Origin of the sequence: Lysinibacillus sp. RS11 (assembly GCF_042019215.1) — a bacterium.
Classification (GTDB): Bacteria; Bacillota; Bacilli; order Bacillales_A; family Planococcaceae; genus Lysinibacillus; species Lysinibacillus xylanilyticus_A.
Window position 1 is genome coordinate 1,675,370 of record NZ_CP168124.1, and the last position, 16,161, is coordinate 1,691,530.

The 16,161-nt window shown below is 36.7% G+C and carries 21 protein-coding genes; 14 read left to right on the forward strand and 7 right to left on the reverse strand.

Annotation, left to right across the window (positions count from 1 at the left end; translation table 11 throughout):
- Window positions 1–57 precede the first annotated feature (57 nt).
- Together speB and AB9L17_RS08275 are read left to right on the forward strand one after the other, a co-directional pair.
- A complete protein-coding gene (speB, locus tag AB9L17_RS08270; protein WP_223555019.1) occupies window positions 58–1,068 on the forward strand; it encodes an agmatinase in 1,011 nt (336 codons plus the stop codon).
- A gap of 361 nt (window positions 1,069–1,429) precedes the next feature.
- Complete coding sequence (locus AB9L17_RS08275; protein WP_375200373.1) at window positions 1,430–2,260, forward strand: MerR family transcriptional regulator; 831 nt, start codon at window positions 1,430–1,432, stop codon at window positions 2,258–2,260.
- Between the two features lie 356 nt (window positions 2,261–2,616).
- Here the strand turns inward: AB9L17_RS08275 and AB9L17_RS08280 are convergent, their stop codons facing one another.
- On the reverse strand, window positions 2,617–3,438 hold the full coding sequence (locus AB9L17_RS08280; RefSeq protein ID WP_223555022.1) for a squalene/phytoene synthase family protein: 822 nt from the start codon (window positions 3,436–3,438) through the stop codon (window positions 2,617–2,619).
- A gap of 194 nt (window positions 3,439–3,632) precedes the next feature.
- Here AB9L17_RS08280 and AB9L17_RS08285 point away from each other — a divergent pair, with 194 nt between their 5' ends.
- The 5 genes from AB9L17_RS08285 to AB9L17_RS08305 all read left to right on the forward strand — a co-directional run bounded on the left by AB9L17_RS08285 (window position 3,633) and on the right by AB9L17_RS08305 (window position 6,611).
- A complete protein-coding gene (locus tag AB9L17_RS08285; RefSeq protein ID WP_223555024.1) occupies window positions 3,633–4,367 on the forward strand; it encodes an SDR family NAD(P)-dependent oxidoreductase in 735 nt (244 codons plus the stop codon).
- 461 nt (window positions 4,368–4,828) lie between these two features.
- Complete coding sequence (coaW, locus tag AB9L17_RS08290) at window positions 4,829–5,665, forward strand: type II pantothenate kinase (RefSeq protein WP_068982691.1); 837 nt, start codon at window positions 4,829–4,831, stop codon at window positions 5,663–5,665.
- A gap of 126 nt (window positions 5,666–5,791) precedes the next feature.
- Window positions 5,792–6,028 carry a hypothetical protein gene (locus tag AB9L17_RS08295; protein WP_375200374.1) on the forward strand — a complete coding sequence of 79 codons (237 nt, stop codon included), beginning with the start codon at window positions 5,792–5,794 and terminating at the stop codon, window positions 6,026–6,028.
- Window positions 6,029–6,051: 23 nt separating this feature from the next.
- Window positions 6,052–6,183 carry a hypothetical protein gene (locus AB9L17_RS08300; protein WP_263297540.1) on the forward strand — a complete coding sequence of 44 codons (132 nt, stop codon included), beginning with the start codon at window positions 6,052–6,054 and terminating at the stop codon, window positions 6,181–6,183.
- A gap of 98 nt (window positions 6,184–6,281) precedes the next feature.
- Window positions 6,282–6,611: a DUF3889 domain-containing protein gene (locus AB9L17_RS08305; RefSeq protein ID WP_223555027.1), complete on the forward strand. Its 330-nt coding sequence runs from the start codon at window positions 6,282–6,284 to the stop codon at window positions 6,609–6,611.
- A 37-nt stretch (window positions 6,612–6,648) separates the two neighbouring features.
- On the opposite strand, the gene AB9L17_RS08310 is transcribed toward AB9L17_RS08305, so the two are convergent.
- Both AB9L17_RS08310 and AB9L17_RS08315 read right to left on the reverse strand, forming a co-directional pair.
- Window positions 6,649–7,203 carry a DJ-1/PfpI family protein gene (locus AB9L17_RS08310; RefSeq protein ID WP_375200375.1) on the reverse strand — a complete coding sequence of 185 codons (555 nt, stop codon included), beginning with the start codon at window positions 7,201–7,203 and terminating at the stop codon, window positions 6,649–6,651.
- A gap of 33 nt (window positions 7,204–7,236) precedes the next feature.
- Complete coding sequence (locus AB9L17_RS08315) at window positions 7,237–7,629, reverse strand: hypothetical protein (protein WP_375200376.1); 393 nt, start codon at window positions 7,627–7,629, stop codon at window positions 7,237–7,239.
- 100 nt (window positions 7,630–7,729) lie between these two features.
- Between AB9L17_RS08315 and AB9L17_RS08320 the strand changes: the two genes are divergently transcribed.
- Window positions 7,730–8,128 (forward strand): MarR family winged helix-turn-helix transcriptional regulator, encoded by a 399-nt coding sequence (locus AB9L17_RS08320; protein ID WP_068982688.1) that lies wholly within the window; start codon window positions 7,730–7,732, stop codon window positions 8,126–8,128.
- A 4-nt stretch (window positions 8,129–8,132) separates the two neighbouring features.
- Window positions 8,133–9,323, forward strand: coding sequence for an MFS transporter (locus AB9L17_RS08325; RefSeq protein ID WP_068982687.1), 1,191 nt, complete (start codon window positions 8,133–8,135; stop codon window positions 9,321–9,323).
- A gap of 60 nt (window positions 9,324–9,383) precedes the next feature.
- On the opposite strand, the gene AB9L17_RS08330 is transcribed toward AB9L17_RS08325, so the two are convergent.
- Both AB9L17_RS08330 and AB9L17_RS08335 read right to left on the reverse strand, forming a co-directional pair.
- On the reverse strand, window positions 9,384–9,995 hold the full coding sequence (locus AB9L17_RS08330; protein WP_223555032.1) for a C40 family peptidase: 612 nt from the start codon (window positions 9,993–9,995) through the stop codon (window positions 9,384–9,386).
- A gap of 294 nt (window positions 9,996–10,289) precedes the next feature.
- Window positions 10,290–10,682, reverse strand: coding sequence for a ribonuclease HI family protein (locus AB9L17_RS08335; RefSeq protein ID WP_068982685.1), 393 nt, complete (start codon window positions 10,680–10,682; stop codon window positions 10,290–10,292).
- A 169-nt stretch (window positions 10,683–10,851) separates the two neighbouring features.
- Here AB9L17_RS08335 and AB9L17_RS08340 point away from each other — a divergent pair, with 169 nt between their 5' ends.
- Window positions 10,852–11,043, forward strand: coding sequence for a zinc-finger domain-containing protein (locus tag AB9L17_RS08340; protein ID WP_068982684.1), 192 nt, complete (start codon window positions 10,852–10,854; stop codon window positions 11,041–11,043).
- A gap of 288 nt (window positions 11,044–11,331) precedes the next feature.
- Here AB9L17_RS08340 and AB9L17_RS08345 read toward each other — a convergent pair whose 3' ends face one another.
- Window positions 11,332–12,315 (reverse strand): SEC-C domain-containing protein, encoded by a 984-nt coding sequence (locus tag AB9L17_RS08345; protein WP_068982683.1) that lies wholly within the window; start codon window positions 12,313–12,315, stop codon window positions 11,332–11,334.
- Between the two features lie 239 nt (window positions 12,316–12,554).
- Window positions 12,555–14,366 (reverse strand): oligoendopeptidase F, encoded by a 1,812-nt coding sequence (gene pepF, locus AB9L17_RS08350; RefSeq protein WP_068982682.1) that lies wholly within the window; start codon window positions 14,364–14,366, stop codon window positions 12,555–12,557.
- Window positions 14,367–14,533: 167 nt separating this feature from the next.
- On the opposite strand from pepF, the gene AB9L17_RS08355 reads away from it, so the two are divergent.
- From AB9L17_RS08355 to AB9L17_RS08370, 4 genes are all read left to right on the forward strand, one after another.
- Window positions 14,534–14,674, forward strand: a complete 141-nt coding sequence (locus AB9L17_RS08355) for a hypothetical protein (protein ID WP_175401648.1) — start codon at window positions 14,534–14,536, stop codon at window positions 14,672–14,674.
- Complete coding sequence (locus tag AB9L17_RS08360; protein ID WP_068982681.1) at window positions 14,664–14,954, forward strand: hypothetical protein; 291 nt, start codon at window positions 14,664–14,666, stop codon at window positions 14,952–14,954. The genes AB9L17_RS08355 and AB9L17_RS08360 overlap by 11 nt, the downstream gene beginning before the upstream one ends.
- 152 nt (window positions 14,955–15,106) lie before the next feature.
- On the forward strand, window positions 15,107–15,613 hold the full coding sequence (locus AB9L17_RS08365; protein ID WP_375200377.1) for a hypothetical protein: 507 nt from the start codon (window positions 15,107–15,109) through the stop codon (window positions 15,611–15,613).
- 71 nt (window positions 15,614–15,684) lie between these two features.
- The gene (locus tag AB9L17_RS08370) at window positions 15,685–16,125 is read left to right on the forward strand and encodes a Dps family protein (protein WP_068982679.1); all 441 of its coding nucleotides are present in this window, start codon (window positions 15,685–15,687) and stop codon (window positions 16,123–16,125) included.
- Window positions 16,126–16,161: the final 36 nt, after the last annotated feature.

Below are 16,161 nucleotides of genomic sequence, written 5' to 3' on the forward strand. Positions count from 1 at the left end.
ACACTGGGGGCTCCCGTGTACATAACGTGAGGATCAAGAATAGTAGGGGGAAATAATATGGTTAGTCGCGATGAGAAACAATTTTTGAATTTACCATTTACAGGGATATGTACGTTTGGGAAATATCCGATTTGCTCAGATTTGGACCAGCTGGATGCGGATGTAGCGGTTATTGGGGTTCCGAATGACATGGGTACCCAATGGAAATCAGGTGCCAGAATGGGACCGCGGGGAATCAGGGAAGGTTCAACACTTTACAGTTTTGGATTAGATGGTGCGTATGACATCGAAAATGATATTACGTATCTCGGCCCAGATTGGAAAGTAGTGGATTGCGGCGATGTCGACATGGTACATGGAGACCTCATGCAATGTCATGAAAATACAGAAGAGGCAATCCGCAAAATTGTTTCTAAAGGAGCTATGCCAGTAGTGCTAGGTGGAGATCATTCTATCACGGCTGCAGTAGGAAAAGGACTGGAAGAATTGGGTCCATTTCATGTTATTCAGATTGATGCGCATCTAGATTGGGCGGATCACCGCTCAGGAATGCGGTATGGCCATGGGAACTGTATCCGCCGTTTATCGGAGCTAGATCATGTACAGCAAATATTCCAATTAGGTATTCGTGGTATTAGCAGTAGTAAGAAAGAGGATGTTGATGCAGCAAGAGATTATGGTAGCGTCATTTTATCCCCACGCCAAATGAGAAAAATGGGAATTGAAGAAGTGCTAGAACAAATCCCAGCAGGAGAAAGATATTATGTGACGATTGATATTGATGGATTGGATCCATCAATCGCACCAGGGACTGGTACTCCTTCCCCAGGCGGCCTTCTTTATGATGAAGTAAACGAATTATTGGAAGGTATCGCAAAACGGGGAGATGTGATTGGATTCGACTTAGTCGAAGTGGCGCCTCCTTATGATCCTACCGGTATAACACAGCAAGTAGCGGCTCGCATCATGCTAGATTTGCTCAGCTATGTTTTAAAGGAGAAAGAGACTAGAGGACTAGCAAAAAAGGAAAATAGTACGCAAAACACGATGGTTGCTGAATTGAAGTAAAGTATAGCTGTTTAACCGTTTGGAAGCGCTTCTGAGTATTGAAAGAACTTCCATGAAAACGTGAAAGCTTTACTTGGGCTTTTATCTAATAGCGGAGATGGGGATCGGAATTGTACTTGACAAATAGTCAGAAAAGATTGCATATTTTGAATTAGGGACTCGCTGAAAATTCAATCCACCTGTAAAAGGGTTCTATGAGGTTTTGCAGGAATTGAATTAGACAGGAAAATAATTGAGGATACAACTTATCACTTGTTTTTTGAAGTTTATTGTATGTATGCCAACTTTAGATTGGGTGAGTTTTTAAATTCCTACTATAAACAAATGTAGCAGTCCTTAAATTTTGTAGGAGGTATGCTGATTGAAAGAAAAACTGACAATCGGTGAAATGGCAAAACTGCGAGGGGTGACTTCGGAGACATTACGCCACTATGACCGGATCGACTTGTTCAAGCCACAATTTATCGATCCTCATTCAGGGTATCGATACTATTCCATTTTCCAATATGAAATTCTAGGTACCATAAAAGAACTAAGGCAACTTAGGATGACTACAGATGAAATAAAGGAATATCTTAATGAACGTAATTTCAGTAAATCATTGGATATTATGAGAACCAAACACGAAGAACTCGTTTCAAATCTGAAAGAATTGAATGAGATGGAAGAAAATATCAGGGAAAAGATCGCCTACTTGGAACAGGTGGAAAAAGAAAATGAACTTCAGAAAGTCATATTCCGTGAAATGAAAAGTAGGCGATTACTTACTCTGCATGAGAAAATTAATGATAACTTTGAACTCTGTTATGGTGTGTTGAATTTAGAGAATATGCTTACAGATAAGACACCTATTCTAGCTACCAATAGACTGGGCATTATTATCGAAGAGACGAATCTTAAATTGGAACGTTTTGAAGAACCTTCTACAATTTTTATTGTCGCAAAGAATAAGGATGTTATTCCAAATACATATCAATTGACGATTCCAGGGGGATTATTCGCCTGTATCAGATACAATGGAGAATTGTTGTCGAGTCGCAGCGAAAGTTTAAAAAAAATACTTCATCATCTTAAAACAAACAACTATGAAATTACTGGTGATGCATTGCAAATCATGCATCTAGATATCACGATTTCGGATAAACCAAATGAGATCACCTTTGAAATTCAAGTTCCCGTTCGAAAACAGTGATTTAAGCCATTTTGGTTTTGGATTTTTTTGATTGGAGGAGTGTCCTTCAGTTCGTTAAGAGGATGTTATATCGAGGGGAGTAAAATTTATTAACACGTAAACGATCGTAAGTGGCCTAACAGCAAGTCTTACCATAGCGCAAATTTCCAATTGTTATAAAAGGGACAGGGGTGTCTAGGGGATTGCTACCAGATAATTGCCACGGTGACAGTAAAATCGGGTGGACCATTTCCTTTATTTTGAAAAGATAGGAGAAAGAAGACGGTAGTTAAACTGTTTTCCTATTGTTACCATGAAAGCAATGAACCCCAGTACGAGAATTACCTCAATACTGGGGGTTGCGTTCAAGTCCAGTTTTAGTCAGCCTGTATCTCTTCGACCGTTTGCTCAACCTCTGCACGTGACATTTTTTCACGACCATCTTGCATTGCTTTTAATGTTTTATGAGCAAGTGCAAGTGGAAGTCTGCAAAATAATAGTACAGTACGCTTATTAATATCTTTCATATAAAGATCAGCTTTCGCAAGGTTTTCCTCCGCGTAAGCAAATAAATCCTCACGTGTCCAGCCGTCTGGTACAAAACTCACACCACGTTCATCCATATCCTCATGTTGATTACGTAAAATATTAACTGCTTGGAGACCTCGACCATAGCCAATAGCTAAATCACGATCAGTTTGAATATCTGCACCCCACGCCCAAAGCTCGGACAGCATTGTCCCAACAAGCCCTGCCACATAGTATGTATAATCATCTAAATCCTCACGTGTATGCACTTGCCAATTTGCCTTAGCCCACTTGCCCATTCCATAAGCCATTTCACTCGTTGAAGATTGGACAATTTTACGTGAACCTTCAGGGCAAAATGTTAACCAATCTGCTAAGCGAAGTGAAACCTCAGGTAGCTGATCTGCATAAGGAGCTAATAATGCTTCGTATGCTTCAACATTAAATGTATCTTTTAATAATTCGCTTGTTGCATTTAGTAAATCATATTTTACATCGTTTGAAAGCTCTTCATGATCTTCAATTTCATCTATAGCACGCATTGCTAAATATGCGGCTGCCACTGACAATTTTAAATCATTTTTTAAAAAAGTAATCGGTATATAAAAAGTGCGGCTTGTTTCCTTTAAAACTTGCATCGCTTCTTTATAAAGTTTCTTTTGATCTCTCACTTGTATTCCTCCGTTCAAATGGTAACACATCTATAGTATATCGTATCGTAAAAGTGCCGAAAGATAAAATAGATTGTTCAATTTTAAATCATATTATTTGAAAGTGTGTAAATAAAAGATTATAGTTTAATAGTAAACTATTTAAAGCTATACTATTTTAGGTGTAGTATTTGTAAAGAGAAGGAGTTTTTTTGATGGGACGTTTAAGTAACAAGATTGCAATTATTACAGGTGGTGCATCCGGGATGGGCGCAGCTATGGCAAAAGTGTTTGCGAAAGAAGGGGCTACTGTAATTGCGGCTGACATTAACGAAGAAAACCTAGCAAAAATTTCTGAGCTAGAAAATGTTGAGGGAATGAAATTAGATGTTTCTTCGGATGACAACTGGGCGGTAGTAACGAAAGCAGTGGCTGATAAGTATGGGCGGATTGATATATTAATAAATAATGCAGGTATTTCATCTGAAAAAGATCCAGACCAAATTTCTCTAGCGGATTGGACAATTATGCATAATATCAATGCTTTTGGTCCATTCTTAGGCATTAAACATACTTCAAAATATATGAAAGAAGCTGGAAAAGGCTCAATTGTTAATACGTCTTCATATACAGCTATCATTGGTGCGGGCTTAAATGCTTATACAGCTTCGAAAGGATCATTACGCGCAATCGCTCGAGCAGCCGCTACTGAATTAGGAGCTTACAATATCCGTGTAAATACCGTCTTCCCAGGTGTTATCGAAACGCCAATGACAGCAAAATTGTCCGAAGCAAAAGAAACAATGAATAGGCTAGTACGAGCTACACCAATGGGAAGACTTGGGCAACCAGAAGAAGTTGCAAATGCTATATTGTTCTTAGCATCAGATGAAGCTTCTTATATTACTGGTGCTGAACTAGTGATCGATGGTGGTTATTCAGCTCGTTAATTGATAAAGAAGTGAAAATGCATTGAATGTCAGTGCATTTCACTTCTTTTGTTTTTTTAGTAGAATAATGTTAAAGTTATAAAAATGCGTTGATAATCGTGTGAATAATAGAAAAATTTTGATATTTTTTGCGTTTTTTTCATGAAAGTTTGCTAAGTTATTGCACAATCATTTCAACAGCGGTAAAGTTTAGGAAGAGCAAATATACAACTACATTTTTCGAGTAATTGTAGCCGACGCTTCGCTTTCGCGCAGAAAATATTTGTAGCTGTTGATTAGCTTTTAGTACTAAATACAATATGTCGGATTTAGGCACAATAACTCCTTGCAAAATCCGTGACATCTGTGGAGACATGAACTTTATTCAACTGGTATTTAAACGCCTCTTGAATAAAGCAAAATCTAGTATATATCTCATCATCAGAAAATAGAGATTGTACGTTAATTCAAAGGAGAATGGTATGCCAAAGGCTATAGGTATTGATGCAGGCGGCACATTGACAAAAATTGCTTATTTAGATGAGCATAATGAGCTTATTTTAACAACTTTTCCGTCAAATGATTTGCTGGCTGTTAAAAATTGGATTATTAATCATCCAGATATTGAGGACATTGGTGTTACGGGGGGGCGTACAGAACAATTACTGGATGTCATTAAAACAATGAAATCGATTCATTATATAGTAGAATTTGAAGCTACATTGAAGGGCGTTCGATTTTTGTTGCATAAAGAAGGATACTTTTTCGAACGTAGTATGATTACGAACATTGGTACGGGTACTTCGATTCATTATATGGAAGGTAATACGAATATTCGTGTTGGTGGGACAGGCGTTGGTGGTGGAACATTGATTGGATTGTCAGCGCTTACAACGGGAATTACGGATTATAATGAAATACGAGACATGGCTTCTAAGGGCAATCGAGAGGGTATTGATTTACTGGTTAGGGATATTTACCAAGGAATGGATACACCGATTGATGGACATTTGACTGCCAGTAATTTTGGGAAAGTCGGTATTACGGAGTTTGTCAAACACCCAGCTGAAGATATTATTGCCACTGTACAAGGGCTTGTCGGTGAGGTTATTACTACACTTAGTATTCAATATGCTGAGGAAAAAAATGCCCAACATATCGTGTATATCGGCTCAACCTTAAGCAATAATGATCATCTTGCACGGGTGATTGCTAATTACACACGCACAAAAAAACATACACCGATCTTTATTAATGACCACGGTTTTTCAGGTGCAGTTGGTGCATTACTTAATATAACTGAATATACAATTGTCTAAAGGACAAATAAAAATGTACATTACTAATTTTATTGGTGATGTACATTTTTTTGGTAATGTCTGCCCTAATCTCCAAAGCATAAATCGTTCTATCCTGAGCACATTACAATTAGGAGGTGAATATCCGTGGGCAATAGAAACACCAATAAAAACAACAAAAATAACAATAAAACAATGAATGTTAGAACGCATAATCCTTTTGATACCTACAAAAAAATAGACCTCGATCAATCAAATAGCAATAACAATAACCCGAATGACAATCTAAATGAAGAATTCGCTGCAGAATTTGATGCGAAAGCGAAAAATAAAGATAATAAAACGAACCATGCGAAAAATCAGCAGTCCAATAAAAAGAATTAATCTAAATTTTGGAGGTGTCGATAATGGCTAAGAAAGGGAAAACAAGTTTCAAAAAGAAAAAGAAAAAAGATACACATAAAAGAAATGATCGTGAAGAATACTCAGCAGAGTTTAATCAAGTGATTCATAATAATCCTCAACAACCAAAACAATAATGACGAAAACTGCTTCTGAAGTAAAGAATACTTAGGGAGCACTTATTATTTGTTGTTTTGACGACTTTATGCAAAAAGAGTGCGAGAGGTGGATACATTTGCAAAAATTTTTTGTAATACTAGGAACTTTTCTCGTATTTCTTACTGCGCTGTTACATGTACCAACAATTACTTATGCTCAACAAGAAGTGCCTGCGTATGCTAAATGGGGAAAGTTAGCGGTAAAAGAGACACAGGCCAAATATCCTGAAGCAAAAATTCTAGATTATTTGCATGTGGGAAGCGAGGTTCATGAAGAGTCCACTATTGAAAAATTTAAGCTTTGGCTAAAACAAAGTGATAAAGAATTCGGTCTACATGTAAGAATCAAATATGTAACGAATACGAACAAAGTGGTAAATATTGAATTTAAAGAAACAAGTTCATAATAGAAGAGGATGCCTAATCTATGGCATCCTCTTTCTGTTAGCTCTCTAACTTCTGAATAAATTCGCGCATTAATCCAGGTAAGTCTGGCCATGCATGACCACTAATTAAATTGTCATCTGTATGAAGATTAGCATCAATATACGTTGCTCCTGCTACTTGAACTTCTGGCTTGCAGGCAATATAGGCCGTTAGCTCACGTCCATTAAGTACCTCAGGAATGGTCGCGAAAATTTGAGCTGCGTGACATACAGCAGCAATTGGTTTATTTGTTTCAAAGAAATGGCTCACTAGTGTTGGAACATGCTCATTTAAACGAATGTATTCCGGCGCTCGCCCACCAGGAATCATGAGTCCGTCAAATTGTGCTGGATCTACATCTGCAAATGAAGAGTGTGCTTCTAAGCCATATGCTGTTCGTTCGATATATGTATCGACTCCATCAACAAAATCGTGTAGTACCGTTTGTAATTTCTTTGCTGATGGTGCTGCAATCGTCACATCATAGCCCGCCTCTAGACAACGGTAATAAGGATAAAAAATTTCTAAAGCCTCAACGGCATCTCCTGCAAGTATTAAAACCTTTTTCCCCATGATTCCATCTCCCTTTTATTGTAATCTAGTAGCTTAATTCGACACTTTCAAAAAATTTCCTTCTGATATTTTTGAAAAGCTGATAGAAGTAGAGAAATCGCTGATAGACTCAGGAGGATCGCTGATAAAAGTGAAGAAATCGCTGATAAAGCCAGGAGAATCGCTGATAAAAGTGAAGAAATCGCTGATAAAGCCAGGAGGATCGCTGATAAAAGTGAAGAAATCGCTGATAAAGCCAGGAGAATCGCTGATAAAAGTGAAGAAATCGCTGATAAAGCCAGGAGGATCGCTGATAAAAGTGAAGAAATCGCTGATAAAGCCAGGAGGATCGCTGATAAAAGTGAAGAAATCGCTGATAAAGCCAAGAAAATAGCTGATAACCGCATGAAGATTGCTGATAGCCTGACGACTTTGAATAATCGCCACTAAATGCTTCATCAAAACTTCAAACAACGTACTTTACATTGAAAAAAATGAAGCGTATAGTAATTATTTAACTAGGTAAATAAATTTGAGGAGAGATAAAATGAATCCTATATTTCATGCTTTATTCCAAAAAAGTCGTTATTTAACGAATTCTTTAAATGAAGTACTGAAACAGCATAATTTGTATAGCTCACAATGGGCTATTTTATACTGCTTACATAAGCACGGTCCAATGACGTTAACGCAAATCTGGAAGTATTTAAATGTGGAGGCACCAAGTATAACAAGAGCAATTACTCGACTCGAGTCTTTAGGATGGGTACTAAGAATGGATGGTGAAGATAAGAGGGAAAAAATTGTTGCCTTATCTCTATATGCAGAGGAACAATTGCCAACTATTACTGAAACCATTTTCGCTTTTGAAGAAGAAATGGTAGGGACATTGACTGTCGAGGAACAGCAGCAATTTATGATTTTACTGGAAAAAATGAAAGGTTGATTACATGCAACAAGAAGAAAATACAAAAATTTGGACGAAACGGTTTATGAGTCTCTTTTTAACAAATATTTCGGTATTTTTTGTTTTCTATGGGTTGGTAACGACTTTACCACTATATGCGATAGGTGAGCTGCACCAAACAGATAAGGAAGCTGGATTGTTACTGTCGGTATTTTTATTATCAGCCATTATCGTTCGTCCGTTTTCAGGTAAACTATTAGATGTCTTTGGGAAGAAAAAACTTCTAGTTATTTCGATTGCCGGCTATTTTTTATGTACGGTTTTATATTTATTCATTCATCCTTTTGGATTTTTACTAGGCTTACGTTTTATTCAGGGGATCTTCTTTAGTATTATTACAACAGCAGCTGGCTCTTTAGCTGCAGATATTGTGCCAGCAAACCGTAAAGGTGCCGGCCTTGGTTATTTTACAATGTCTACTAACTTAGCAGTAGTTATTGGGCCATTTATAGGCTTACTGCTTATTCAATATAGTAGCTTCAATGTACTTTTTATTGTTATGAGTATTTGTATATTAGCAGGAGGTATACTAGCTGTAACGGTGAATACCGATGATTTGCCCAAGCCAGCATATCAAGGGAAATTGACCTTTAAATTTGATGATTTATTGGAACGTAAAGCACTTCCAGTAGCTGCTATCGCTAGTTTAGTAGCTTTTTCATATGCGAGTGTATTATCGTTTTTATCAGTGTACGCACAGCAAAAAGATCTAATGGCTGTAGCGAGTCTATTTTATGCAGTTTTTGCAGCAGCTATGCTTATTACACGTCCATATACAGGCAAACTTTATGATACAAGAGGACCGCAATTTGTTATTATTCCTGGTATTATTTCCTTTGCCATTGGGCTTGTTATGCTCGCATTTGTCTCAGGCCCGGCATTATTTTTATTTGCCGCCATTTTTATTGGATTTGGCTATGGAGCAGTGACGACAAGCTTACAAGCACTAGCTGTACAATCTACTGTACACACGCGCAGTGGTTATGCAACTGCAACGTACTTTACGATGTTTGATCTTGGGATTGCTCTCGGTTCTTATTTGTTAGGGATAGTGGCAGTGAAAGCGGGCTATTCTGCTGTTTATCTAACGGGTGCAGGTTTACTGATCGTTGTTTTCTTCATTTATTTAGCACGATTAGCCAAAATAAAAACAAAAAAAGTAGTACACGTTTAAGCATAAAAAAACAGTTGGGTCAGATCAGATTGATCAAAACGCCAACTGTTTTTTCTTTCACTATATACGACCATACCCAACAAAGTGCTTCTTCCAATAAGAGCTATTGATGCTGGCGATATTAACACCACTATTACTCGCATTAATCATTTGATTATTTCCAATATAAATGCCTACATGTGAGATACCTGCTTTATATGTATTGGCAAAAAACACTAAATCACCCACTTTAGGTGTGCTAACTTTTTTAGATGTATTGTAAAAACCTGCTGCTGTTTTACGAGCTGTCGGAATACCGGCTTTATTAAAAACGTAAGTGACATAGCCTGAACAATCAAAACCTGTGCCCGGTGTATTTCCACCGAATGTGTATTTAACACCTACATATTGTTTAGCAATTTGTACTAGGTTAGTTGTTGGTTTAGGTGTAGACACCGGGGTATTGAGGTTTAACTTTTGTCCAACGTGAATTGTTGGAGAAGATAAGTTATTCCATTTCATCAATGTTTGATAAGAAACACCCTGTTGATTAGCAATCTTCCATAAAGAATCACCAGATTTTACTGTGTAAGTTGCCGCTGATGCTGTTTCAATCGTTGAAAAAAGTACAGATGTACTTAATGCCAATGTAGCTAATTTCAAACCCCATCGGTACTTTTTATTTTTTTTCATTATATGTATCCTCCTAAAAACTTTAAAGATTATCAATTGGTATATAAATGATATTAACATTGTAATATTACAGTTATATGTCAATAAAATAACATTAAGGATACAATTTATACGGATAATAATTAGAAAATTACTACACATTATAGCATTCATTGGTTGAATACATTTTTTTGAAATTACTCGTTCATATAAAAAAATAGAGTTAAAAATAACATATTGGGGGATAGTAAGTATCTGAACGGATTGAAGGGACTGACACTTGATGTAGGCAAGGGACAGTCCTCATAAGGTGGTTTATTTTTTTCCTTTTTGAATTGCGTTACGTGCAAGTGCATCTGCAGCTTTATTTTGCGTATCTGGAACCCATTTGATGAAAAATAAATCGAAGCTACGTGCAAGTGTAAGTGCCTGCTCAAGATAAGGTTTAAATTCCTCATTTTTGACATATTCTTTTTCCATAGAGGCTACAACAATTTTTGAATCAGAACGTACTGAGACAATGTTTGAACCGATTTTTTGTGCTTCTTCAAGACCACGTACTAAGGCAGTAAACTCAGCAATATGGTTATTGGTTTGCCCTATATACTCACTGATTTGTATATGTTGGCCTTCTCCTTTAATAAATATTCCAATACCACTAGGGCCTGGATTTCCTGCACTGGCGGCATCTATGTTTACTTCTAACATAAAATCCCTACTTTTTAATTTAGATTTTACTTTAATTGTACATCAATAGTGTTTTTACACAATATCTTAATGAGATGAAGATCAACAAAAAAAATAGTTGCTTGATCAAAACGTTCACTTCATAATAGTAAGAAGTGAAATTTGGACGTGAAAGGAGCAAGAGTTCAAAATGGATAAAGTGACGGTTATGAAAGATATTGATGAACTGCATGATACGTATTGCGCTGATTGCCTAGTGATAAAGCAATTACGAAAAGAGCGTGGTAAGCCTGGAGCTCATCGTTTCTGTATTGAAGCTTGCTCAGTAGGGGAGAGACTACAGTTTCTAGGAGAAGAGCTTCTAAAGGTTTATAGTAGGTAAATGTCTGCGGATTTTAAAGGCTTTAACAAAGTAATCATAAGTACTAAATCGAGTACGTTAAAATAATAGTGATAAAAGTTTTATTTTTGCATAAAAAATAATCATATTTACTAAATACAATGCATAAATAACAATATGTTCGGAAATAATGGAATTGGTTGGTTACCATAGAAAAAGCTACTTTGTGATAGGTCCTTACTTATTACAAAAGTAGCTTTTTTCTGTTTATACACAAAGAGCCGTACACTTTAAGTAAAAAGGTGTACGGCGTCTTTTTATTTTTATGCATTATTTAGTTGCAACATAGTTACTTAAGTCTTGGTAATATTTTGTCAGAGAGGAAGCTGAAATATCAAACGTTGCTGCGATTTCTTTTACTGTCATTGATAGCGACTCGAACAACTCTTTTTCCTGACCATATCGAATCGCACCAGCAGCAATGGCAGCCTCTTTACGCGCAGCTGGTTGTCCTTCAATTAAATAGTCCTCTAAAAGCTCTAACATAGGAGCTGTTTCACGATCATTTTGCTCAAGGAAATCTTTAACTTGTGTAAGTACATTGCTCTCAAAGTTAGTGAATTCCTCGCCTTTATAACCATTTGTAACAAGTAACTCCCAGAAGGATAAATGTTCTTCTTTTAAGAACGCTCCAACCTTCTTGTCAGAAGCCTCAAAATTTTTCTTGAATTGCTCAAATACTTTTGCATGATCTTCTGGGAAGAAAATCAGCGTTGAAACAGCTAAATAGTACTCTGATTTTTTTGTACCATCTGGTAAAATGAATGCAAAAACATGCATGCCTTCAGGAATTGGCTTGTCATTTTCTCGACGAATATAAATTTCTTCATTTGTTAACACATGAATAGCCTTGAAATATTTTTCTTCTACAACTGACACCGAACCAATAAATAAATTCGGTTGTGACCAGCCTTCTAGTACTTTTAACGTAGAAGGTCTTACCGCTTTTTTCTTCGTTTTCTTTAAGTAACCTTTCCAAATAGATGGCTCTTGATGGAAGAAGAAGTCGTCTAACGCGATTGCCTCAATTAGCTCTCTTTGTAGTACGCTCTCTAATTTAGGCTGCCATGTGCCTACATGTTCGATATAGGCACGAACATCTTTGCGTTCAGGGTATTCTAAGTAAAATGTTTGTAGTACACGCTCTAATTCTTCGATTGCTACAGTTTCTACTGTAACCTGCTGTTTACCTTCACAACATTTTTTATATTTTTTGCCGCTACCGCATGGGCATGGATCATTACGTTTTACCATAATTAGAAACACTTCCTTTGAAAATTGTTAGTCGAATTTTGCTAAATAAATTGCTTACACTTAATAATAACGGTACATTTGTACGAAGAAAAATGATAGTCTATTTAGAAATATCTAAAAAAGGTAGAGGGACGCCCTGATTCTAGTATATGTACATATTTTCTAACTTAGAACTAAAAAAAGAAACCATCTACGCCTTGAAAGCGTTGGATGGTTCTTGTTAAGTAGAGTAGGGTTGATTATCCTTTAATAGCTTCAATTCCCATTGTTAATCGTTCAAGCTCATCAACGAGGTGACCGATATAAGAAATCGTATCTCGAAGCGGCTGCTCTGTTGTAATATCAACACCTGCCATTTGAGCTAGCTCTACAGGTGATTTCGTGCCACCAGCTTGGAGGACAGCTAACCATTCATCTACCGCTGTACTGCCTTCCTTTAGTATACGCTGAGATACTTGTGTAGAAATCGTTAAGCCTGCACTATATGTGTAAGGGTATAAGCCCATATAATAGTGTGGTTGACGCATCCAAGTAAGCTCTGCACCTTCAGAAATATCGACAGTATCGCCCCAGAAATCTTCAAGGACAGAACGTTTTAATTGATTTAAAACGGTAGCATTAACAGCTTCACCAGCGTCAATTAATTCATATACTTTTCGTTGATAGGCTGCTTCTAGTAAGTGTGTCACGAAGTTATGGTAATACGTTTTGGACACAATATTAGAAATAACCCAGCGTTTGAAACGAAGGTCATCGTTATGAGTTAATAAATAATTAGCTAGTAGCATTTCATTCATTGTGGATGGTGCCTCAATAAAGTATAACGAAGGACGACTGTTAAAATAAGATTGATGTGCATGCGCATTTGCAAAATGACCTGCGTGTCCTAACTCGTGGATCAGAGTGAATACCTCATTCATACGTTCATTCCATGACATTAAAATATATGGATGACTGCCATATGGACTCGAACAGAACGCACCCGTAGATTTTCCTTTGTTTGGTGCATAATCAATCCAACGCTCGTTAAAAGCCTTCTCAATTAAGTTCTTGTATTCTTCACCCATAACTGCTAACGATTTTTCTACATAACCCTTTGCTTCAGCCATTGTTATTTTAGGATCGTAATCTGGATCAAGTGCTATCTTTAAGTCAGCAAATGTCATTTTCTCGATGCCATTCGCTTGTTGAATAAGCTTTGCGTAACGGCGCATATGAGGCGCAAGCTCTTTTGTAATAAGATCTATTTGACGATTATATAGCGATCGATCAACATCCTGATCAAACAGTAAATAGTCAATGACAGAGTCAAAGCCTCGTAAATCAGCCATTGTTTTTTCTTGTTGGATATGTGTGTTATAGATTTTGGCAGTTGTGTGCTGATAATCGCGTAATTTACTAGAAAATGCTTCAAATGCAGCGCGGCGTACATTTGTATTAGCCTCAAACTCCCAGTTATTTTCGAATAATACAAAGCTTAGTGGATGCGTTTCACCATTTGCCTCAAACTGTCCAAAATGCATATCAACTAGCTTTGCCGTATTATACGTTTCATATGGTGCCTTAAAAGTTGAACTGAATGAAGCTAATGCTTTTTCCACTTCTGGATGTAGCTGATGAGGCTTTTGCTTTAACAATTCTTCTAAGTAAATCTTGTAAATAGGGCTAGACTTCGCAGCTTCTTGTAAAATCACTTCATCTAATGCTAGTAATTCACTGCGTACAAATGATAGTGCACTACTAATTTTTCCGACGGCTGTACTGAATTTTGCAGAACGCATTTGGGCTACATCATCCGTACGATCTGCTTGAATATTTAAGTTTGCATAAGCGCCAATAGGAACAATGCTTGCTTGTAATGCTTCAAAAGCTGTTAATACAGCAATCACCTGTTGGGCATCTGTAATCGTACCTTGATACTTGCGTTCAAAGTTTAGTGCATCCTCTACAAGCTGAGCTAAAGCAGGCTCAAAATCCGCATCATTTTCAAGTAAACCCTTTAAATCCCAAGTTTCTTCTACTGGTACATCTTTTCGTAATGGTAAATCCATCAATTAACACCCCTTTTTATGTAACTGTCTCCATTATAACGAAACTATTTCGGAAAGTGAAATAATTATAGAGAATAGTTTTAATATTCTTAAATAAAAAACAATAAGATTGTAGAAACTTATGTTCGTGTTAGCTATAATGGTTTTAAGATACGAGGGGGAATGAAATGATAATGCCATTAGTTTTGGAGAAACCAGACGTGTATAAGGTTAACCAGTTGAATCAAGATAATCTATGGAAAAAAATAATTGCGGATTTGTTTGAAGATTTTTTGTTGTTCTTTTTGCCAGAGTTACATGCAGAATAAGCGAGTGGAATTTTTACAGCAGGAGCTTTTCAAAGAAATTATTGAGTATCGTCAAGGACGCAAAATAGCCGATCAAATAGCGAAGGTCCATCTCAAAGATGGAAAAGAGCAATGGATCCTCGTTCATACGGAAGTACAAGCTATAGATGAAGTACATTTTGCGAAGCGCATGTTTGAGTACTTCTATCGTATAAATGATCGGTATGGTAAGAAGGTTGTTGCTATTGCAATTTTTACCAATAAGAGTACTAAAAGCACGAACCAGTACCATGATAAATAGTACGGTACGGAAATAAAGTACACTTTAACTTCTTTCAGCGAATGTTCAAACATTTGCTGAAAGAAGTTAAAGCCTCCGGCGGATGTCACGGAATCGGAAAGGAGTTCTTTGTGCACAAAGCCGATTCCGGACGCAATTATGCCGAGGCATAATTGATTCAGTTTGCTGTGTCAGATTTTGATGAAGAAGCATTGAAAAAATCACCTAAGCTGTTTAGTAAAGCGTTACTAGCTTCTATTTATTTGAATCGTACTAAAAATAAAATGAGCTTGCGTACTGCATATAAAAGAGCTCTCCTAAGAGAAGTGTGGTTATTAAATAATATTGAACGAACAGAAATAAGAGCGCTTCTTTACTTTATTGATTACTTATTGAAACTACCAAAATCTATGTCAGAGCAGCTTGTAAAAGATATTAAAGATGAGATTAGTGGGGAGGAAGAAATGTTGAATCTATATAAAGAGGATTTACCACCAACACTTGCTGGTGTTTTAGAATTAGAGAGACAGGAAGGCTTTAAGCAAGGTATCGAACAAGGCATTAAACAAATAATTATTGGTTTGATTGGAAAGGGTGCTGAAGATGAGTGGATTGCTGAAGTTGCAAAGCTTCCACTAGCAAAAGTACAAGAAATTCGTAAGGAGCTTAAATCCTGTTAATGAAAAAAATGTGCGTATAGCCAACATGCATTGTTACACATACTAAGAGTGACATAATTGGAGGAGAAATAATGACGCAAAACTTAAACAAACAATTGAATAAACTTGTCGCTACATGCTCGGTACTTTATACAAAATTGCACAATTATCATTGGTATGTAACAGGTAACGCCTTCTTTACACTACATGCAAAATTTGAAGAATTATATAATGAAACAACATTAAATCTAGATGAAATTGCAGAGCGCATTCTTTCGAAAGATGGCAGGCCTGTAGCGACTTTAAAAGAGCATCTTGAACTATCATATGTTGAGGAAGCGACAGGAAATGAGACAACCGAGGAAATGGTAGTTACAACTATTTCAGATTTCCAAAAGCTAATGAAAGCTTTAAACTCAACAATGGAGCTTGCGGCTGAAGAAGGAGACGACCGTACAGAGGATTTACTTAATGCTATGTTTCAGTCCCTTGAAAAGCATACTTGGATGTTAAAAGCATTCCTAGGTGGCTAATAACCAAAAAGTAAATAGTAAAAGAGGCAATCACTT

Bases quoted from the DNA above. Each gene is read 5' to 3' on its own strand.
- coaW (WP_068982691.1), top strand. From the start codon at position 4,829: ATGCCAAAGGCTATAGGTATTGATGCAGGCGGCACATTGACAAAAATT.
- AB9L17_RS08330 (WP_223555032.1), bottom strand. From the start codon at position 9,995: ATGAAAAAAAATAAAAAGTACCGATGGGGTTTGAAATTAGCTACATTG.
- AB9L17_RS08285 (WP_223555024.1), top strand. From the start codon at position 3,633: ATGGGACGTTTAAGTAACAAGATTGCAATTATTACAGGTGGTGCATCC.
- AB9L17_RS08355 (WP_175401648.1), top strand. From the start codon at position 14,534: ATGATAATGCCATTAGTTTTGGAGAAACCAGACGTGTATAAGGTTAAC.
- speB (WP_223555019.1), top strand. From the start codon at position 58: ATGGTTAGTCGCGATGAGAAACAATTTTTGAATTTACCATTTACAGGG.
- AB9L17_RS08320 (WP_068982688.1), top strand. From the start codon at position 7,730: ATGAATCCTATATTTCATGCTTTATTCCAAAAAAGTCGTTATTTAACG.
- AB9L17_RS08325 (WP_068982687.1), top strand. From the start codon at position 8,133: ATGCAACAAGAAGAAAATACAAAAATTTGGACGAAACGGTTTATGAGT.
- AB9L17_RS08310 (WP_375200375.1), bottom strand. From the start codon at position 7,203: ATGGGGAAAAAGGTTTTAATACTTGCAGGAGATGCCGTTGAGGCTTTA.
- AB9L17_RS08370 (WP_068982679.1), top strand. From the start codon at position 15,685: ATGACGCAAAACTTAAACAAACAATTGAATAAACTTGTCGCTACATGC.
- AB9L17_RS08345 (WP_068982683.1), bottom strand. From the start codon at position 12,315: ATGGTAAAACGTAATGATCCATGCCCATGCGGTAGCGGCAAAAAATAT.
- AB9L17_RS08335 (WP_068982685.1), bottom strand. From the start codon at position 10,682: ATGTTAGAAGTAAACATAGATGCCGCCAGTGCAGGAAATCCAGGCCCT.
- AB9L17_RS08300 (WP_263297540.1), top strand. From the start codon at position 6,052: ATGGCTAAGAAAGGGAAAACAAGTTTCAAAAAGAAAAAGAAAAAAGAT.
- AB9L17_RS08340 (WP_068982684.1), top strand. From the start codon at position 10,852: ATGGATAAAGTGACGGTTATGAAAGATATTGATGAACTGCATGATACG.
- AB9L17_RS08360 (WP_068982681.1), top strand. From the start codon at position 14,664: ATGCAGAATAAGCGAGTGGAATTTTTACAGCAGGAGCTTTTCAAAGAA.
- pepF (WP_068982682.1), bottom strand. From the start codon at position 14,366: ATGGATTTACCATTACGAAAAGATGTACCAGTAGAAGAAACTTGGGAT.